Annotated in this window: 15 protein-coding genes; 12 read left to right on the forward strand and 3 right to left on the reverse strand. The window is 66.5% G+C overall.

Going from position 1 to position 17033, the window contains the following annotated elements; translation table 11 throughout:
- Positions 1-65: 65 nt before the first annotated feature.
- Genes A5727_RS09110 through A5727_RS09135 form a run of 6 tightly spaced genes read left to right on the forward strand, consistent with a single transcriptional unit; the run spans position 66 to position 7445 of the window.
- Positions 66-1259 carry an MCE family protein gene (locus A5727_RS09110; RefSeq protein WP_068247974.1) on the forward strand — a complete coding sequence of 398 codons (1194 nt, stop codon included), beginning with the start codon at positions 66-68 and terminating at the stop codon, positions 1257-1259.
- Positions 1256-2284, forward strand: coding sequence for an MCE family protein (locus A5727_RS09115; RefSeq protein ID WP_068247977.1), 1029 nt, complete (start codon positions 1256-1258; stop codon positions 2282-2284). Before A5727_RS09110 ends, A5727_RS09115 begins: the two co-directional genes overlap by 4 nt.
- Positions 2284-3360: an MCE family protein gene (locus A5727_RS09120; protein WP_068247980.1), complete on the forward strand. Its 1077-nt coding sequence runs from the start codon at positions 2284-2286 to the stop codon at positions 3358-3360. The genes A5727_RS09115 and A5727_RS09120 overlap by 1 nt, the downstream gene beginning before the upstream one ends.
- A 29-nt stretch (positions 3361-3389) precedes the next feature.
- Positions 3390-4775, forward strand: coding sequence for an MCE family protein (locus A5727_RS09125; protein ID WP_068247983.1), 1386 nt, complete (start codon positions 3390-3392; stop codon positions 4773-4775).
- The gene (locus tag A5727_RS09130; RefSeq protein WP_502687668.1) at positions 4772-5953 is read left to right on the forward strand and encodes an MCE family protein; all 1182 of its coding nucleotides are present in this window, start codon (positions 4772-4774) and stop codon (positions 5951-5953) included. The genes A5727_RS09125 and A5727_RS09130 overlap by 4 nt, the downstream gene beginning before the upstream one ends.
- A 1-nt stretch (position 5954) precedes the next feature.
- Complete coding sequence (locus A5727_RS09135; protein ID WP_068248108.1) at positions 5955-7445, forward strand: MCE family protein; 1491 nt, start codon at positions 5955-5957, stop codon at positions 7443-7445.
- A gap of 12 nt (positions 7446-7457) precedes the next feature.
- Here A5727_RS09135 and A5727_RS09140 read toward each other — a convergent pair whose 3' ends face one another.
- Positions 7458-7988 (reverse strand): Rv2253/PknI dimerization domain-containing protein, encoded by a 531-nt coding sequence (locus A5727_RS09140; RefSeq protein WP_157521299.1) that lies wholly within the window; start codon positions 7986-7988, stop codon positions 7458-7460.
- A 28-nt stretch (positions 7989-8016) separates the two neighbouring features.
- Positions 8017-9231, reverse strand: a complete 1215-nt coding sequence (locus A5727_RS09145; RefSeq protein ID WP_068247986.1) for a cytochrome P450 — start codon at positions 9229-9231, stop codon at positions 8017-8019.
- A gap of 130 nt (positions 9232-9361) precedes the next feature.
- Between A5727_RS09145 and A5727_RS09150 the strand changes: the two genes are divergently transcribed.
- The 3 genes from A5727_RS09150 to A5727_RS09160 are packed head-to-tail and all read left to right on the forward strand — an operon-like array spanning position 9362 to position 12784.
- Positions 9362-11449, forward strand: coding sequence for a CoA transferase (locus A5727_RS09150; RefSeq protein WP_068247988.1), 2088 nt, complete (start codon positions 9362-9364; stop codon positions 11447-11449).
- On the forward strand, positions 11430-11669 hold the full coding sequence (locus A5727_RS09155; RefSeq protein WP_068247989.1) for a hypothetical protein: 240 nt from the start codon (positions 11430-11432) through the stop codon (positions 11667-11669). The genes A5727_RS09150 and A5727_RS09155 overlap by 20 nt, the downstream gene beginning before the upstream one ends.
- A complete protein-coding gene (locus A5727_RS09160) occupies positions 11666-12784 on the forward strand; it encodes a thiolase family protein (protein WP_068247994.1) in 1119 nt (372 codons plus the stop codon). Before A5727_RS09155 ends, A5727_RS09160 begins: the two co-directional genes overlap by 4 nt.
- Here A5727_RS09160 and A5727_RS09165 read toward each other — a convergent pair whose 3' ends face one another.
- Positions 12785-14005: a CaiB/BaiF CoA transferase family protein gene (locus A5727_RS09165; RefSeq protein WP_068247997.1), complete on the reverse strand. Its 1221-nt coding sequence runs from the start codon at positions 14003-14005 to the stop codon at positions 12785-12787. It lies immediately after the preceding gene.
- 116 nt (positions 14006-14121) lie between these two features.
- On the opposite strand from A5727_RS09165, the gene A5727_RS09170 reads away from it, so the two are divergent.
- From A5727_RS09170 to A5727_RS09180, 3 genes are read left to right on the forward strand one after another with little or no spacing between them, the layout of a single operon-like run.
- A complete protein-coding gene (locus tag A5727_RS09170) occupies positions 14122-15345 on the forward strand; it encodes a CaiB/BaiF CoA transferase family protein (RefSeq protein WP_068248000.1) in 1224 nt (407 codons plus the stop codon).
- Positions 15342-16562, forward strand: coding sequence for a CoA transferase (locus A5727_RS09175; protein ID WP_068248003.1), 1221 nt, complete (start codon positions 15342-15344; stop codon positions 16560-16562). Before A5727_RS09170 ends, A5727_RS09175 begins: the two co-directional genes overlap by 4 nt.
- A complete protein-coding gene (locus A5727_RS09180; RefSeq protein ID WP_068248006.1) occupies positions 16559-17026 on the forward strand; it encodes a VOC family protein in 468 nt (155 codons plus the stop codon). Before A5727_RS09175 ends, A5727_RS09180 begins: the two co-directional genes overlap by 4 nt.
- The last annotated feature ends 7 nt before the right edge of the window (positions 17027-17033 follow it).

The raw sequence follows: 17033 nt of genomic DNA on the forward strand, positions 1-17033 counted from the left end.
CGGAATGACATTGGGCGGGGGCGCCAGCCACTCCGAATTCGGCACCGCCGAGTGCCGCACTCTTCATGCGTGAGTCCGTCGTCCGCCCGCTTGCCGGTCTGGCGACGGTCACGGCCATCGCCGCGGTCATCGCCGGAAGCGTGGCCTTGTTCCGGGGGGCGGGCACAACATCGACACCGGTGACTGTCATCTCGCCCCGCGCCGGCCTGGTGATGGATGTCGGCGCCAAGGTCAAGCTTCGCGACATCGTCGTCGGGCGGGTCGCCTCGATCTCGCCCCGCCCCGACGGCACCGCCGCCCTGGAGTTGGCGATCGAACCCGCCCAAACGCGGTACATTCCGGCGAACGTCGCCGTGGGAATCGCGTCGATCACGGTGTTCGGAGCGAAATACGTTGAGCTCCAGGTGCCTTCCGAGCCCTCCGAGGAACGCATCCGAGCGGGACAGGTGCTGCAGGGCTCGCGCGTCACCGTCGAAGTCAACACGCTGTTCGAGCAGCTGACCACCACTCTCCGGGAGATTGAGCCGGCGCACCTCAACGAGACACTCGGCGCCCTCGCCGAGGCGCTCAATGGTCGCGGAGAACGATTCGGTCAGGTGCTCAGCAATCTGCACGCATTCCTGCAGCGCGTCAATCCCAGCCTCCCAGCGCTGAGTCACAACCTGGAGGTGCTTCCGGGCGTGGTCAACACCTACGCCGACGCCGCGCCGGATCTGAGCTCGATCGCACACAACGGATCAGTGCTGAGCCAACTGCTCGTGGACCAGGACCGCGATCTGGACGTTCTGCTCATCAGTGCCATCGGTCTCGCGCGAACAGGCACCGAGGTGCTCGACGATCACGGCACCGCGCTGTCGCACCTCTTCGAGCTCCTGGTTCCCACCACCAGCCTCCTCAGCGAATACAGCCCCGCCATCAACTGCGGCATTGCGGGCATCCTGCCCTTCGCACAAGGAGCTCCTCAGCAGGATCCCGGAGTGACGACGTCCATCGGATTCACGCTGGGTGTGGAGCGTTACCGGTATCCGCATGACCTGCCGAAGGTGGCCGCGCGTGGCGGACCTCAGTGCGCTTCTCAGTCTCTGCCCCTCGTGCCCCCCGGCGTCAGGCCCCCGTTCGTGGTGATGGACAACGGCTCCAACCCGGCCCAGTACGGAAACCAGGGCATCCTGCTGAACTCGGATGCTCTGAAGCAGCACCTGTTCGGGCCCCTCGACGGCCCGCCCCGCAACACGGCTCAGATCGGACAACCGGGATGACGGGATTCTCGCGGGCGACAGCGGCGAAACTGACGGTCTTCGCGACAGTCATGGTGCTGTTGACCATCTCGCTGTTCCTGGTGTTCGGCGATCACCGGGCGGGCAGCACCACACCGTATGCGGCGGAGTTCGTCAACGTCTCCCGGTTGAAGGCGGGTGACACCGTCCGCGCCGCCGGAATCCGCGTCGGCACGGTCAGCAGCGTTCGGCTCGGTGCCGACAACGTCGCGCGGGTCGACTTCGACGCCGACCGATCGGTACCCGTGACCACGGGAACCACGGCAACGGTCAAGTACCTCAACCTCGTCGGCGATCGCTACCTCGAGCTCGCAGAGGCACCCGGTGCGCATGAACGGCTCAGGGCCGGGGGCCTGATCCCCACGGAGAGAACGGTGTCCGCGCTCGACCTGGATCGGCTCCTGGGCGGGTTGAAGCCCGTCCTGCAGGGCCTGGACCCCGCGGATGTCAATGCACTGACGTCTTCGCTGCTGCTGGTCCTGCAGGATCAGGGCGGAACCATCGAGTCACTGATGTCCAGCACGTCGTCGTTCACCACGACACTCGCACGCAACGGTGAGGTGATCACCGACCTGATCGACCGGATGAACGAGGTCGTGCAGACCCTGGCCGACGACGGCGGCCAGCTGTCGGCCGCCATCGATCGATTCGAACAGCTCGCCACCGGCTTGGCCGACGACCGTGACGTCATCGGCGAGGCGATCACGTCACTGAGCGCAGGCACCGCCTCGTTGTCCGACCTGCTCGTTGCCGCACGGCCGCCCCTGTCGGCGACCGTCGACGAGCTGAACCGGCTCGCCCCTCTGCTCAACGACGGCAAGGTCCGCATCGACGCCGCGCTGCAGAAGGCACCCGAGAACTACCGCAAGCTCATTCGTGTCGGCTCCTACGGAGCATTCCTCAACTACTACATCTGCGGCCTTCAACTGCGCGTCACCGACCTGCAGGGGCGAACTGCGGTGTTTCCCTGGATAAAGCAGGAAAACGGCCGCTGTGAGGAACCGTGATGCTGAAGTACCGCGGAGCAGCTCTCATCCGATCGGGCGTGATCGGCTGCATTCTCGTCATGCTGATCATCGCTGTCGGCCTCAACTCCGAACGCATCGTGGAATGGGCCACCTCGGTGCGATATCAGGCGATCTTCGCCGAGGCCGGCGGGCTCACCGTCGGCAACGATGTCACGGTCGCGGGGATCAAGGTCGGCTCGGTGGCGGAGACGCGCCTTCACGACGGCACCGCGCTCGTCACCCTGACGGTCGACGGCACCGTCAGACTTGGATCCGAGTCCACCGCACACATCCGCACCGGGTCACTTCTGGGTGAACGCCTCGTGGAGATCGTGCCGGCAGGACCCGGGACGCTTCCCCCGGCCGCAGTCATCCCGGTGGAGCGGACGTCGTCGCCCTACTCGCTGCCCGACGCGGTGGGCGATCTCACCACGAACGCCGCCGCGACCGACACCACGACCCTGAATCAATCGCTGGACGCACTGTCGTCCGTCATCGACCAGATCGCACCGCAGATCGGACCCACATTCGACGGCCTGAGCCAACTGTCCCAGCAGCTGAACAGCCGCGGTGAGCATCTGGGGCAACTGTTCTCGGCCACCGGCGATGTCACCCAGATCCTCGCCGAACGCAGCCAACAGCTGAACAGGCTCATTCTGAGCACCGACCAGATCCTCGGTGTGCTGACGGAGCGACGCCAGGCGATCGTCGATCTGCTCGCGCGGACATCGACACTGACACGTGAGCTCTCCCAGCTGGTGGCCGACAACGAAGCCGAACTGGCACCGACGCTGCAGCGGTTGAACGAAGTCTCAGCAACGCTCGAGAAGAATCGCGACAACATCTCCAAAGCGCTGCCCGGCCTGGCGAAGTACCAACTCACCCAGGGCGAGATTGTGTCCAACGGGTACTACTACGACGCGTTCATACCGAATCTTGTCCCGGCGCAGATCATTCAACCGTTCCTCGATTACGCATTCGGCTTCCGTCGCGGCGTCGATGCCGGACAACCACCGGACAACGCCGGACCGCGAGCCGAACTCCCGCTGCCCTTCAACGGAATCCCAGGGGGATGAGTTTGCACAACATCAGGATTCATCCAAGGATGGCGCTGGCGACCGCACTGGTCGCCATCCTGGTCGCCGCCACGGCCGTGCTCGTCCAGATCAGCTGCTTTCGGCCACACACGCTGACCGCCCTGTTCGGGTCGGTGACAGCGATCTACCCCGGCGACGAGGTCCGCGTCGCCGGCCTCAAGATCGGGACGATAACGGCCGTCGACCCCGACGGCGACCACGTCAAGGTGACCATGAGGATCGACCGCGACGTGCCCATCCCCGCCGATGCCTCCGCCGTGATCGTCGCGCAGAACCTCATCTCCGCCCGTTACGTCCAACTCACGCCCGCATACCGTCCCGGTGACGGGCCGACGCTGCCGGACGACGCGACGATACCGATCGAGCGCACGGCCGTCCCGGTGGAGTGGGACGAGGTCAAGGAGCAGTTGACGCGGCTGGCCGCCGAACTCGGTCCCCGAACGGGCGTCTCGACCACATCGGTGTCGACCTTCATCGACACCGCGGCAGGTGCGATGGAGGGCAACGGCGACAGGCTGCGGCAGACGCTCAACCAGTTGTCCGGGCTCGGCAGGATTCTGGCCAACGGCAGCGGCGACATCGTGCAGATCGTCAAGAATCTGCAGACCTTCATCAGCGCGCTGCGGGACAGCAAGATTCAGGTGGTCGCGTTCAACGATCGCCTCGCGACGCTCACGCGCGCTCTCGACGGCAGCCGTTCAGATCTCGACGGCGCCATCTCAAACCTGGCGCAGGCCCTCGGCGACGTTCAGCGGTTCGTTGCGAAGAACAGAGATGCCACAGCAGAACAGTTTCAGCGGCTGTCCAACATCACCCAGACGGTCGTCGAACAACAGAATGCCGTCGAGAACATCCTGCATGCGGCGCCGAACGCCTTCTCGAACGCGTACAACATCTACAACCCCGATATCGGCAGTCCTCTGGGCCAGTTCGTGCTGAACAACTTCTCCAACCCCGTCGGGTTCATCTGCGGCGCCATCGGAGGCGTCGAGAACGTGACATCCCCGGAGACCTCGAAGCTCTGTGCTCAGTACCTCGGGCCGGCCCTGCAGACAGTGAACTTCAACTATCTGCCGTTCCCCGTGAATCCGTACCTGTCGAAGTCGTTCAGTCCGCACAATCTGGTCTACACCGATCCCGCCCTGGCGCCGGGGGGCGAAGGCGCTTCCCCCGGGCCGCCCGAGATCGCACCGTCGGTGTCGGCATACACCGGTCTGCCGGACTCCCCGTACCCCGCGCCGATACCGCCGCCCGCACCCTTCCCACCGGGACCGCAAGCGCCCGACCACCTTCCGGCACCGCCATCACCGGCCCTGTATCCGGGCGCCCCGGTGCCGGCACCGGGTGGCGCCAACCTGGACGACATGCTCCTGCCCGCAGAGGCACCATCGTGACCGGCCGGCTGCGTCGAGCATTCGCGGTGATCATGTGTCTGTCGGTGACGGTCACCGGATGCTCGTTTCAGGGCGTCAACTCGCTGACCCTCCCCGGTGTCGCCGGTTTCGGCCCCGGCGCCGCGACCTATCACGTCGAGATCGCGAATGTGGGTACGCTGGAACCGAACTCACCGGTCATGATCGACAATGTCGTCGTGGGCAGCGTCGGCGCGATGACCTTCGACGCGTGGCATGCCGATGTCCAGGTGTCGGTCCGCCCAGGCGTCACTGTGCCCGCGAACGCTGTTGCGTCCGTCGGCCAGACAAGCCTTCTCGGGTCGATGCACCTCGCGTTGGACCCGCCGCTCGGTGAAGCCCCACACGGACACCTCGAACCCGGTGCCACCCTGCCGCTGAACCAGAACTCCCGGTATCCCTCGACCGAGGAGACGCTGGCAACGCTGTCGACGCTGGTGAATGCGGGCGGTCTCGGCAAGATCGGGGACATCGTCCACAATCTGGGCGCAGCGCTGTCGGGCCGCGAGAACGAAGCGCGCGAGCTGCTCGGGCAGATGCGAGATCTGATGGGCACCCTCGACACGCAGCGCGACAACATCGTTTCCGCCATCAACGGCCTGAATCGCCTCAGCACGAAGTTCGCCGAGGATCGGGACATCATCTCGGATGCCCTCGACAAGGTCCCCGCCGCCCTGGACATCCTCATCGCACAGCGGCCGCGAATCACCGAGATGTTGCGCCAATTCGGCTATTTCAGCGACAGCGCCACCAGCCTGATCAGCCGTTCTCAAGACGACATCGTGACGAACCTGCGAAACCTGGAGCCAATCCTCAAGGCACTGGCGGACATCGGGCCCGATCTGGATCAGGCCCTGGCCTACCTCACCACCTTCCCCTTCCCACAGAACGTGATCGATCGGGGCATCCGCGGCGACTACCTCAACCTCTTCGCCCAGATGGACCTGACCATCCCCCGCCTGAAGAGCACACTGTTCCTGGGGACGAGGTGGGGCCAGGAGGGCGCGGTCCTGGTTCCCGCGCCCGGAGAACCCGACTTCCGTGCCTACACCTACGATCCGCTGACCGTCGGTGTCGACCCGCCCAGTCCCTCAGACGCGCCGGTGCCACCGGAGTCGAACGTGCCGGCGGATCCGTCGGCCCCCAACGGGGGTGGCTGAGATGCTCACCCGTCTGGTGCGGATCCAACTGGCCGTCTTCGGCGTGGCGTCCCTCGTGGGTCTGGCGATCATGGCATCGACCTATCTGCAGATTCCCACTCTGCTGGGCGTCGGCCGAGTCACGGTGACCCTGCAACTGCCTGCGGGCGGTGGACTCTACCGGTTCTCCAACGTCACCTACCGCGGAGTCGAGATCGGCCAGGTCACCTCGATCTCGTTGACGGAATCTGGTGCCAAGGCGACGCTTTCGCTCGATCGCTCGCCGAGGATTCCCGCGGATCTGGATGCCGAAGTCCGCAGTGTCTCGGCGGTGGGTGAACAGTATGTCGACCTGCGTCCCCGTGCCGCCGCACCGCCCTATCTGCGCGACGGAGACGTGATTCCGGCCGACCGGGTGACGATCCCGCAGCGCGTCGGCCCGATGCTCGATCAGGTCAGCGCCCTGATCGGAAGTATTCCGAAGGACAGGCTGAACCTGTTGACCGAAGAGTCCTTCCGGGCTTTCAACGGCTCAGGGTATGACCTGGGTTCACTGCTCGACTCGTCGAAGACCATCACCTCCGATGCGTTTGCCGCCGCCGACCAGACCGCGACCCTCATCGAGGACAGCGTTCCCCTCCTGGACGCCCAGGCCGAGACGATCGGCTCGATTCGGGACTGGACGCGCAGCCTGGCCGATGTCACCGATCAACTCGTCTCCGACGAGCCGGACATCCGGACGATCCTGCAGACCGGACCGGGAGCGATCCAGGAAGCCCATCGGCTGCTCGATCAGGTGAAGCCCACGCTCCCCGTGCTGCTGGCCAATCTGACCAGCCTCGGCCAGGTCGGCGTGGTGTATCACAACTCACTGAGGCAACTGCTGATCCTGCTGCCTCCGTACACGGCGAGCACACAGTCCTTTGCGCTGCAGCAGAACAATCCGACCGGACTTCCGCAGAGCGCCTTCGCGATGGCGATGAGCGACCCGCCCGCGTGCACCGTCGGCTTCCTTCCACCGTCGGCGTGGCGCAGCCCAGCCGACACCACGACCATCGACACACCGGACGGCCTGTACTGCAAACTGCCGCAGGACTCCCCCATCTCGGTGCGCGGAGCGCGTAACTACCCGTGTCAGGAGGTCCCCGGCAAGCGCGCGCCGACAGTGGAGATGTGTCGCAGCGAGCGCCCGTTCACTCCGTTGGCGCAACGCCAGCATGCGCTCGGTCCGTATCCGATCGATCCGAACCTCATCGCCCAAGGAGTCCCGCTCGACGACCGAGTTGACGGTGAACGAAATCTGCAGGGACCCGTGCAGGGCACCCCACTGCCTCCCGGCATCCCGGTGCCGCCGGGTCCGCCCGCGGCCGCAGGTGCACCGGGGGTGGCGATCGCACAGTACGATCCGGGCTCGGGACGATTCATGACTCCGGGGGGCGAGGTTCTCACCCAGACCGACCTCGGGGCCGGTGGACCAGCGCGAACCTGGCAGGACCTGCTCACGCCCGGTTAGCCCACGGGTGGATCAGTCGATCCGCTCCAACCGCAGCGGCATCCGGATCACCAGCGACTGGTTCCGCCCGCAGCTGCCGGACGGACTCTTGGTGATGTCCTCTCCTGCAAAGACTCTCGATGTCAGATCGGGAAATCCCTGGTCGTCGACCGGGTAGAACTTGAACGTCTGGAGACCGGGCGCCCCGGTGCCGTCCGGGCACGGCTGCCACGCCGGGATCTCGTGCTTGATCACCCACATTCCGTTGGTCGTGGAGATGTCAGCGGCCCACCCCTGGTCGCTCGTCACGCGACCTGCGCAGTCGACGAAGGACGTGCAGGTGGTGCTGATGGTCCACGTCGCGCGAACGGGCGGCACGTCGGAATACCGGTCATTGATCTTCGCGTATGCACCATTCGATGCCGCGACAAAGGTCCCGTTGATCGCCGGCAGCTCGTCATCGGCGACGCCATAAGCGGCACCCAGGACAACCGACAGTGGAGAGACGACGGCGACGCAGACCCCCGCGGCGAGCGCCGGTCGCAGCGTTCGTGCCCGGGACACCACCCTGCCGCCACTCCTCATGCGACCGTCACCGATAGTCGAGGGTGACCGGAAGGCGGTCGAAGGTGTGCACCAACGCCGAGGGACGTGCGACGGCGTCTCCGGTGACTCGCAATCCCTTGGCCCGCTTGATCACTTCATCAAGTACGACCCGCGCCTCTCGGCGGGCCAACGCGGCACCCATGCAGAAGTGCTCGCCGACACCGAAACCGAGGTGGCCCGCGGCATCAGGGCGATGGACGTCGAACTGTTCGGCGGTCGGGCCCCAGTGTTCGGCGTCGCGGTTGGCCGACGAATAGGCCAACAGCAGACCGTCCCCGCGCCGGATGTGCGTTCCGCGGATCTCGACGTCTTCGGCCGCCTGACGGGCCATGCTCATGACGGGCGTCCACCACCGCAGCACCTCCTCGACGGCGTTGTTGCCCACCTCAGGATCGGCGAACGCCTGTTCCGCCTGGTCGGGGTGCATGTCGAAACAGGCCGCTATGCCGGCGATCAGACTCTGCGTCGTCTCGCTGCCGGCGGCGAGCAGCGTCAGCGCATAGGTCAAGACCTCGACCTCGTTGAAGGGCTCGCCGTCGATCCGCACCTGGGAGAGCATCGACAGCAGATCATCGGTGGGTGCAGCGGCACGTTCGGCCACCAATGCCATGAGGTACGGCGCAACCTCGCCGAAGATCGTGTCCATATCGCCGTCATCGGCGACACCACTGCCGACCTTGGCAATCGTGGTGGCCCACCCCGCAACCTTCGCCCAGTCCTGCTCCGGCACTCCGAGAAGATGCGCGAACACGTACACCGGGAACGGTTCCGCGACGCGCTCGATCCAGTCGAACTCCCCCGCGGGCAGCTCGTCGAAGATCGAGGCGATCACCTCCCGCACACGGGCCTCGATCTTTGCGACCGCCGACGGTGTGAAGCGCACGCCAATCGCCTTGCGGTGCGCCCGATGCCGGGGCGGGTCCATGAACAGGATGCCCCGGGCGCCGTAGTTCTGCGGATCGCGGCCCTCGCGGTGGGCGATCAGGTCCATCATGATGGCGATACGCTCGGACGTGAACTTCTCCGGCCGCGCCGAGATCGCCTTGATGTCGTCGTACTTCGTGATCACCCAGAACTTGCCCTGCTCGTACCAGTGAACCGGATCGGTCTCGCGCAGTCGACCGAACGTGGCGTTGGGGTCACCCAGATAGAACGAGGCTTCGTCGAAGCGGGCCTCGGAGAGTGCTGCGATGGTGGCCATGCCATGAACAATAGAACATCTTGTGTGAATCTGTGAATGACGGAGCCCAGCGTCGCAGGTGGACACCAATCGAACGAATGTTGTTCAATTGTCTCGTCCGACACCATTGCGACGGCAGGAGCTGCGAAGGGTGACCACCGACTCACGGCCCCCGGAGTTCCTGGCCGGCCTCCGGGTGCTCGAGGCCGGAGACAGCATCGCCGGTTCAGCGGCGGCAGCGTTGCTCGCCTTCCTGGGCGCCGAAGTCACCCGGCTGCAGCCGGCTCGTCCCCTGCGGGCCGGACCGGTGGTCGACACCGCCTCGGGCCCGGCCGCCGCAGTCGATCTCGTCCTGGACCGGCTGAAGCAACCAGCCGCCCCGGGAAAGGTGCCCAATCACGCCGATTTCGACATCGTCTTCACCGACGGACCGGATCCGATGGCGGAGCCGGTCGACGGTGTGGTGCTGGTCAGCATCTCCCCGTTCGGCGCGGACGGTCCGCACAGTCACAGACCGGGCGGGGAGGTCATCGCACAGGCCGAGGGCGGCCTGCTGGCGACCATCGAGGACGACCAGCAGACGCCGGTGCCCGCACCGGGCTATGTGGCGTCCAAGGCGGTCGGTGCGGTCGCGGCCCTGGCCGCACTGAACGGCCTCGACCGCCGGAATCGTGGCGGCGGCGCGGTGGAGGTCGAGGTCTCCGCCCAGGAGTCGGTGATCTTCACCGCCGCACTTCCCGAATGCGCCCATGCCCTCTACCGCTGCCCGGGGCGCGCAGGCAGCGGCCGGTACCTCGCCCCGTCCGGTGTGTTCACCTGCCGCGACGGACTCGTCCGGATCACGGCGGTCGAGAACCATCAGTGGAAGGGCCTGCGAGCAGCGCTGGGTGACCCCGAGTGGTCCGCCGGACTGGATGAGCGGCCGGCTCGCATCGAGCACGCGGATCTCATCAACGCCCGCGTCACCGAATGGACCTCCGGGCTGCTGAAGGCGGAATGCGCTGCGCTGCTGCAGGCCAATGGCGTGCCGTCCACACCCGTGAATCACCCCGGCGAGCTTTTGATGTCGCCCCAGCTCGCCCATCGCGGGTCACTGTCCTCGGCACTGCTGGCCGATCGCCCCGCCACCGTGCTGGGACCGCCTTGGCTGGTCTCCTCCGCCGCACGCCCCGGCCGAGGAGAGCGCCGAGGCATCGCCGGACTGCGGGTGGCAGAGCTGACGCACGTGCTGGCCGGGCCGATCGTGGGGGCTCTGCTGGGCGCGATGGGCGCCGATGTCGTCCGAATCGAAGACCCCGACCGGCTGGACATCTACCGGCGCAGTGGACCGTTCGCGGACGGGGTGCCCGGCCCGGAACGCGGCGCCTACTTCGCGGTGGCCAATCACTCCAAACGCAGTGTGGCCGTCGCCTCCGAACATGCGGGCAACGACGTCGCCGCGATCCTCGCCGAAAGCGACGTCCTGATCGAGAATGTCGGATCGAGTCGCCTGCGACGGCTGGCGGTCAACACCGCCGAGCTGGCCGAGTCGGGACTGCTGAGCCTGCACGTCTCCGGGTTCGGCTCGGATGGACCGCTGGCCGGATACCGGGTGTACGCCAACAATGTCCAGTCCTACGGAGGGCTGGCCGGACTCACCACGGCCACTGACGGCAGCCCGGCCCGGCTGGGAACAGTGCTCGCCGATCCGCTCTCGTCCGTGATCGGCGCGGTCGTCATCGCGGCCTGGGCGCTCGGCCCCCACCGCACCACCGGCGCCGTCATCGACCTGTCCATGGCCGAAGTGGTGGCGTCGACGGTTTCTGAATACCTGACGGCGGCATCGTTCGGGCACCCGACGGCGCAGGGACCCGTGCGACGCGAACTCCATCGCGCCACCGACGACCGGTGGGTGGTCGTCGAACTGCGGGGTGACCAATGCGAAGCCGCTTCCGCAGGCCGCGTCGCCGCGTTGATCACCACCAACCGCGCGCAGGACGCCGCGTTCAAACTGCAGGCGGCCGGCATCGAGGCAGCGGTGGTACGCGGAGCAGGCGAGCTGATCGCTGATCCCCATCTGAATCAACGTCAGTTCTTCCCCGAGATCGACCACCCGGACCCGGATCTGGGCCGCGAACGCCTCGTCGGGCTGCCGTGGCGGTTCAGGGGCGAGGGTCCCATACCCCTGGCTCCGCCCCCGGCGCTGGGAAGCTCCAACCCTGACCATGAGAGGACCGTCCATGCCGACGTCGCACCATGATCGCACCGCGACGGTGTGGTCCTCGACGTTCATTCCCACGAAGTCGCCATTCTCAGACTTCGGAGCAGAGGGCTACAGCGTGGCGTGGGTCGACGTCGAGCAGGGCAGACTGCAGGTCCTCGTCGACGGCGACCGCCCGGTGCCGGGAACCGTGGGACGCCTCGTCGTCCGGAGCCTCGACGGCGTGCCGGTGGACCTGTTCACAGCGGATCCGCGATGACGGGCACGCATATCGCCGGAGTCGGCGTGACAGAGTTCGGGAGACACTCCGACACGCCACTGGCCGAGCTCGGGGTCACGGCGGCGCGGAAGGCTCTGTCGGATGCCGATATCGACTACGCCGAGGTCGGAGAGGTGTTCACCGCGTCTGCGTTGGCGCCGCCCCAGACCGGCATGCGGGTTGCACTGAGTCTGGGCCGCACGGGGATTCCGGTCACCGCGGTCGAATCAGCCTCGGCGGGTGGGCTTGTGGCGCTGCGTCACGCGGTGCTGGCGGTCGCCTCGGGACGATGCCGCACGGCGATGGCCATCGGCTACGAGAAGACGACGGCACTGGAACCCGGCGGCGTGGTACCCGCCGCGGTCGGCTTCTGGGACCGTTTTCCGCCCCAGACGCACTACGCGATCGAGGCGGCCCGGCTGCTGCATGACACAGGCTGCGGCCCGGAACTCATCGCGGCCGTGGCGGCGAAGTCCCACAACCAGGCACGGATGAATCCGCTTGCGGCGCGGCAGAGCCCGCACCCCGTGTCGGTCGATGACGTCCTCGGCGCCCGCTTGGTCGCTGATCCGTTGACGAAGATGATGTGTCACGCCTCGGTGGACGGCGCCGCTGCGGTCGTGGTGACCTCCGATCCACGGCGCCGGTCCATCTCGGTCCTGTCGACTGATCAGACGAGTTGGCCGGCTGATGAGACCTGGCCGCTGATCGGCCCGGTCGTCGGTCCCCCATCGCAACTGACTCTGACCGCCAAGAACGCCTACGCCGCGGCAGGCGTTGAACCGTCAGACGTCGATGTGGTCTCGCTTCACGACATGTGCGCCAGCGAGGAGATCACGGCCCTGATCGCGATGGGGCTCACGGACACCCGTGGGGCGGTTCGCCTCGCCGAATCGAATGGATTCGGCGGCGACGGCGTCCTGCCCACCAACACCGACGGTGGCTGCATTGCCCGGGGCCATCCCATCGGGGCGACCGGACTGGCCCAGGCCGCAGAGGTCGTGACACAACTTCGTGGCGAGGCCGGTGCGCGCCAGGTGCGCGATCCCCGTATCGGATTGGTTCAGGCCGTCGGCGGCGGGGGGTCCTGCACCGCTGCCATTTTCAGTGCCTGATCAGGCGATGGCGCCACTCTCCTTGAGCGCCATGATCCGATCCCAGTCCCCGCCGAGGCCAAGGATGACCTCCTCTGTGTGGGCGGCGAACTCCGGCATCGGCCGCAGCGTCAAGGGGGTTTCGTCGTAGAGCACCGGACTGGCCACGAGTTCGAAGGCCTGACCGTCATCCTCGACTTCGACGATGTTGCCGTTGGCACGCACCTGCGGGTCCGCGGCGACCTCCGCGGTGTTCTGCACCGGCGCCCACTGTCCGTCGAAGCCGTCCAGCGCCTTCCGCCAGTGCTCCAGCGGTTGTCCCGCGATCACCGTGCGCAGAATCTCGATCGCGGCCGGTGCGTTGGCGGCCAGCGCCTGATGGCTGCCGAAGCGTTCGTCCGCGGCGAGCTCGGACACTCCCACCCGGCGACAGAACTCCGCGAAGTAGCGATATCCCTGCAGCATCGACAGTCCGAGGAAACGGCCATCGGCGGTGCGGTAGAACCCGACCAACGGATTGTTCGGTGTGACATTTGCGCCGGCGGGATTGGTCTGCCAGGGCTCACCGCTGACCAGCGCGGCGTTGATGGCCACCCCGGAGGCCCACACACCGATCCCCAACAACGAGATGTCCACGACTCGAGCGCATCCGGTGCGCTCACGCTCGAAGAGCGCTGCGGCGATTCCCCCCGCGATGGTCATTCCGCCGATGGAGTCCCCGTATGCGGGGCCGGGCTGGGGCACCACGCCGTCGAGGTCACTCGGAGTGGAGCCGGCGGCGCCTGCAGACCGGCTCCAGAAGGCGGTCATGTCGTATCCGCCGGTGCCGGCATCAGGCCCGAGCGGACCGTAGGCGCTTCCGCGGGCGTAGATGATGTCGGGGTTCACCGCTCGGATGTCATCGACGTCGATGCCCAGTTTGGCGCGGGCGTCCGGGAGAAAGTTCGTGAGGAAGACGTCACTGGACCGGACGATGTCCATCAGCAGTTCGTGACCATCCGGCAGGGACATGTCGAGGGCGACCGAACGTTTGCCCCGATTCGCGTGTTCCATGACGGGGTTGCGGTCACCCGCTATCGCGATGTGGCCCAACTGTCGTAACCCACGCTGGGAATCACCGGTCTGCGGATGCTCGATCTTGATGACGTCGGCGCCCCAATCGGCGAGCACCGCCCCCGCCGCAGGAACGAACGTCCATTGGGCGACTTCCAGGACACGCACACCCGACATCGGTCCGCTCATGGACTTCCTTCTCCTCCGCTCGCACATGTCCGGTCCGGCGACCGGGTTGGGCGGTGCGCCGCCGCCCCGCTTGAACAATAGAACACAATTTGTCCATCTGCGATATTGTCGGTGTCGTGACGGGCGCATTGTCACACCTTCGGGTGTGCGATCTGAGTGGACAGCTGGCGGGTGCCGGCGCAACCAAGATTCTGGCCGCCTGCGGTGCGCAGGTGATCCGCGTCGAGGACCCCGTCACCCGGGGGCTGTGGGATGCCCTGCGCGGCGTGGGACCCTACGTCGACGAGCGCCGGGGCGTGGACCTCGGTGTGGGCTTCAACAATCACAACGTCGGCAAGTACGGCGTCACCGTCAATCTCAGGACCGACGAGGGCCACCAGCTGCTGTCGGAGCTCATCGCGGTGAGCGACGTCGTCTGCGAGAACTTCGCCGCGGGAGTCATGGAGAAGCGCGGCTTCGGGTACGACGAGATGAAGAAGATCAAGCCGGACATCATCTACGTGTCGAACTGCGGATTCGGCCACACCGGTCCGTACCGCGATTTCAAGACGTGGGGGCCCATAGTCCAGGCGGTCAGCGGGCTGACCTTCACGTCGGGGCTGCCGGACACCGAGCCCGCTGGATGGGGCTTCTCCTACATGGACCACGCATCGGCCTTCTACATGACGATCGCGGTCCTTGCGGCCGTGCACCATCGTGACCGAACCGGCGAGGGGCAGCACGTCGACCTGGCGACGGTTCCCGCCGGTGTGTCCATGCTGTCGGCGGAGGTGCTGGACTGGACCGTCAACGGACGGCCAGCGACCCCCCACGGGAATCGGTCCGACTTCGGCGAGTTCGCTCCGCACGGCATCTATCCCTGCCGAGGTGAGGACCGCTGGATCGCGTTAACGTGCCGGGACGACCGCGAGGTCGCCCTGCTGGCGAAGGTGCTCGATGCGCCGGCCCTGACCGCAGACCGCTTCGCCACGCTGGATGGGCGGTTGGCCGCCGCGGATGACCTCGATGAGATCATCGCCGCCGTCACCGCCACACGCGACGCCGCAGTCCTGGCGGAGGACCTGATCGACGCCGGTGTCCCCGCCAGTGTGGTCAAAAGCCCTGCGGAACGGATCGAGGCCGACCCCGACCTCGCCCGGATGGGACTGTTTCCCACGGTCACGCACCCCGACATCGGACCGGTCCGCGTCGAAGGCGTGCCCATCACCTTCTCGGCCACGCCTTGGGTGATCGAGAGGAGCGCTCCGAAACTGGGGCAGCACAACGAGGAGATACTGGGCGGTCTGCTCGGACACGGCGAAGATGCGGTGAAGGACTGGGCACAGCGGGGTGTGATTTGAGCGCCCTGGCGGGACTGCGTGTCATCGAGATCAGCGACCAGTTCACCCCGGTGGCCGGCCGCATACTGGCTGAGCTCGGCGCCGACGTCATCGTCGTGGAACCCCCGTCGGGCTCCCGCCAGCGATTCCGCCCCCCGTTCGTCGACGACGAGCCACACGTTGACCGAAGCCTGCGGTGGTGGGCCGGCAACGCCGGAAAGCGCAGCATCACCATCGACCTCGATTCGGAACCCGAGCTGGACGCTCTGCGGAAACTTGTCGCAGCCGCTGATGTCGTGTTGGCGGGCTCCGACGAGATCCCCGGCGCCGCGATCAACTACTCCGACTCGGCCCGGGCGCATTCCGCTCTGATCTGGGTGACGATCACCCCCTTCGGACTCAAGAGTTCACGAGTCGGCGATCCCGTCACCGATCTCACCATGCTCTCCGGTGGCGGCCCAGTGTGGAACTGCGGCTACGACGACCACACCATTCCGCCGATACGGGGCCGCGGCGACCAGTCCGTCAACATCGCCGGGATGTACGGTGCCGTCGGGACGCTCGTCGCCCTCTCCCATCGGGATCACACCGGCCAGGGGCAGCTCGTCGACGTCAACGTCACGGCCGCGTGCAACGTGACATGTGAGCAGACCACCTACCACTGGCTCGCCAACCAGGCCACCTGCCTGCGTCAGACGGGTCGGCACGCGGTGCCAATCCCCAGTTCTCCAGTCCAGATTCGTTGTGCTGATGGTTATTTCGCGACTACGGGGGTACTGCCGCGCCGGCCGTCCGATTTCGCCCGGCTGGTCGAGTGGCTCAAAGAACTGGACCTCGTGGACGAGTTTCCGGAGACGGTCTTCCTCCAGATGGGTGCCGAACGCCGGGAACCCTTGGATCTCGCCGTGATCGGTGAGGACGATGAGACAACCGCGATCCTGAGCGCCGCCCGAGATGCGATCAGGCTCATCGCGTCCAGGCTTCCCGCAAAGGAGTTCTTCCTCACCAGTCAGCAGCGGGACTTCCCGGCCGGCGCAGTGCTCCCGCCCCATGAGGCGTTCGACGACCAACACATGGTCGCTCGCGGCATGCACGTTCAGGTCGAGCATCCCGAACTCGGTCGCACCGTGACCTACCCCGGGGCGCCCTATCTCTTCAGCGCGTCACCAGCCACGCCGCCGACTCGCGCCCCCCTGCTCGGCGAGCACAATCTCGACCTGGACGAGATGTCCCGATGACGCCGGGGCACCGGCTCACCCACGTGGGGCTGTGTGTTGCAGACATCGAGCGGTCCACGGACTTCTACTGCCGCGCACTCGGGTTCACCAAGCAGGCGTCGATGCGCTTCCAGGACGCGGCCACCGCTCGCCTGCTGGCCGTCGACGACCTGGTCCTGGACCTGGTCTACCTGGAACGTGACGGCTTCCGCCTGGAACTGCTCGGCTATGAACATCCCGGCACGACGGGAGACGCAGCACCGCGGGCCATGAATGCCCGCGGGTTCACCCACCTCTCGTTCCTGGTCGACGATGTCGACGAGCTGACGGAGACCATCGTCAAGTACGGGGGTCGACTCCTCGGTGACCGCACCGCGGTATTCGACGGCGGCAATCGTGGTGTGATGCTGACCGATCCGGACGGCAACCTGCTTGAGTTGATCGAACGCAGGCCGCCGGATGGAAACCGTCGGGAAAGCAAGTAGTCAACAG

The organism is Mycobacterium sp. ACS4331 (assembly GCF_001667265.1).
Classification (GTDB): Bacteria; Actinomycetota; Actinomycetes; order Mycobacteriales; family Mycobacteriaceae; genus Mycobacterium.